The 2,364-nt window shown below is 65.3% G+C and carries 2 protein-coding genes; one reads left to right on the forward strand and one right to left on the reverse strand.

The window, feature by feature from the left end; translation table 11 throughout:
- Nucleotides 1–151: 151 nt before the first annotated feature.
- Nucleotides 152–1,642, reverse strand: a complete 1,491-nt coding sequence (gene tnpC, locus VF631_RS10540) for an IS66 family transposase (RefSeq protein WP_431850260.1) — start codon at nt 1,640–1,642, stop codon at nt 152–154.
- A gap of 441 nt (nt 1,643–2,083) precedes the next feature.
- Here tnpC and VF631_RS10545 point away from each other — a divergent pair, with 441 nt between their 5' ends.
- A complete protein-coding gene (locus VF631_RS10545) occupies nt 2,084–2,311 on the forward strand; it encodes a hypothetical protein (RefSeq protein ID WP_431850261.1) in 228 nt (75 codons plus the stop codon).
- Nucleotides 2,312–2,364: the final 53 nt, after the last annotated feature.

The following is a 2,364-nucleotide window of genomic DNA, read 5'->3' on the forward strand; positions in this document are numbered from 1 at the left end:
CAACGGCATTGTGCTATCCACAGTTCCGTTGCTACTCGGATCCCGACCCGCCTTCAGCCACCCTGCGCCCGCGGCGCTCCTTGATCTTGATCGGATCGAGCACGGTGGCATCCTTCCTCAAATCGAGACGGTACCCATTCACCTCCCCCCGTCAGGCTGGAAGCGGGATGGAGATATGGGGCAGGCTTTTACGAGCCCTTGCCAGCAGATTGGTGATGTATTGCCAGGGTTCGATGCCGCGGCGGCGGCAGGTCTCGAACACGCTCAGAGTGGCGGCGTAGGCCGCCGAGCCCTCCTCGGAGCGGGTGCCGTTGGAGATCCGCCGGGCAATGACGGCGTCGCGCAGGGCACGTTCGGCTTCGTTGTTGGTGGCGGGCAGATCGGGATTGGTGACGAAGGCGGTGATGGCGGTCCAATCGTTGAGGATCTCGCGGGCGAGGGCCCGAACCTTCTCGGCATCATCGTCGCGGTGAAGCTTGCAGGCCCGCTTCAGCCGGGCAAGCATTGGATTGAGGATGCGCGCGCCGGTGCCCTCGGCGACCTCGTGGATCAGGCCGCGCATCTCGCGCAGCAGCCACGTCCCGAAGTGGGCGCCCTGGGGGTTGAGGCCGCCGGCTAGAGCGACGCCTTTGCGGATCAGATGGGCCAGGCAGCGCTGCCGCTTCTTGAACTTGCGATAGGCCCCGTAGCCGTCGCTGACCAGCCAGCCCAGGAAGGCGTCGCCGATCAGGTCGCGGATCTCGTCACCCTGGCGCGACCCGATGTGGAAGATGGCGGTGCTCGAGGACAGCGCGACCCACAGCCAGCGCAGGCGGCCGTGCTGCTTCCACGGCGTCTCGTCGGCATGGATCACCCCGGCCTGGCGCAGGTCGCCGAGCAGATCCTCGACGACCGGTTCGCAAGCGACACCGACCTCCCGGATGCAGCGGTCGAGCGTGCCGACCGAGAGCGGCACGCCAAACCAGACGGCCAGGAACTCGCGGATCTTGGCGCGCGACACGTGATAACGGACCGACAGGGCTGCGATGAAGGTGGCCAGGGCGGGACCGACCAGACAGGCTTCGCTCAGCAGCAGGTCGCGCGAGCGCCCCGGCACCGTCGACAGCACGCCGACACCGGGCCGGGCGGCGGTTTGGACACCGCAGGCGCACTCGAGCGCATGATAACGGTGCCGCACGCAGGCGATCCGGATGCCGCCGGCCGTGCGCTCCAGGTCGAGCACGAAGTGAGCGCTGTGACCGCTCTGGCGGTCCCACATCTCGAACGGCGTGCCGCACGCGGCGCAGAGTGTCGGGTAATGGTTCTCGTCGCGCTCGGCCTGAAGAGGCTCGCACCGCCAGATCCCTTTGCTGCCGCGCTGCTTGCCGGGCTTGCGCCCGGAGCGGGCTGGGGGTTCCGGTGCGGGCGGTGAGGCCGATGGCGCGGGCGGCTCCGCCCCAGCCGAGGTCCCAGATGCGGGGGCGAAGGGGCCATCGGACGACGGCGGGCGTGACGAGTTGGTTGAATCCCGGGCCAGCTTCTCGGCCTGCTCGATCGCCAGCGCATGCAGCCGGCACAGCAGCTCGACCCGGGCGTCCGGGCTCAGCGCCTCGAAGAAGCGGCGGTCCATGCCGGAAAGATCAACAGGCCCCTTGCGCGTCATACCGCCATAGAATCAGAACCCGCCGGGGAATGCCACCCTCATATCGTCAGACCAATTCCTCGCGCTACACCGTCAATGGGAGGGGAGGTGAACGGGTACGTTGGCGCCCGTTTCTTCAAGGATGCCAATCACTCAGATCGCGCCGTAGCACCGCCGCAGCGTGTTTCTGAAGTGCCTCACTGCGATGTTCTTGTAGTGACGTCCCGCGCTTGCAACACATGTGGCCCAATATTCTAGCTTCGAGCGTGTCTGGGGCGGAAAACTTTAACGTTTTAACGATAAAGGAGCGCAGGAACCGATCGCATTCTTCCGCCGCCGCCGTGAAGGTAACTCATGTCAGAAGACGCTCAATTTCGCGCAACGCTAGATCAAACAGACGAGGAAGAGGTCCGACGTAGCTTTGTCCGAGGCGATTATAGCAAAAGGAAGCGTCCTATTGTTGTGGACTGGCTGGCTCAACAGGCCGAAAAAAGGCAGGCCGACGCGCAAGATCGGCAGGACCCACGGGAAAACGAGCCGCTTGCGCTTGCCAGACGGGCCGATAAAAACGCCTACGAAGCCACTGAGCACGCCGACGAGGCCAACCGTCTTGCCTGGATTGCCAATCGTAATGCCTGGATTGCCGCCGTGATCGCCGTCGTGGCGATAATCGTCAGCGTGGTCAAGTAGCCGCCCCGTGCGCGGGAACGAACGTGTGCGGCCCGCTGGGCGTCGAGAAAGGC

It is taken from the genome of Allosphingosinicella sp., assembly GCF_036387615.1.
In the GTDB taxonomy this organism is placed as follows: Bacteria; Pseudomonadota; Alphaproteobacteria; order Sphingomonadales; family Sphingomonadaceae; genus Allosphingosinicella.

What these genes read in the sequence shown, in the direction of transcription:
- tnpC (WP_431850260.1), bottom strand. Translation starts at nt 1,642, where the DNA reads ATGACGCGCAAGGGGCCTGTTGATCTTTCCGGCATGGACCGCCGCTTC.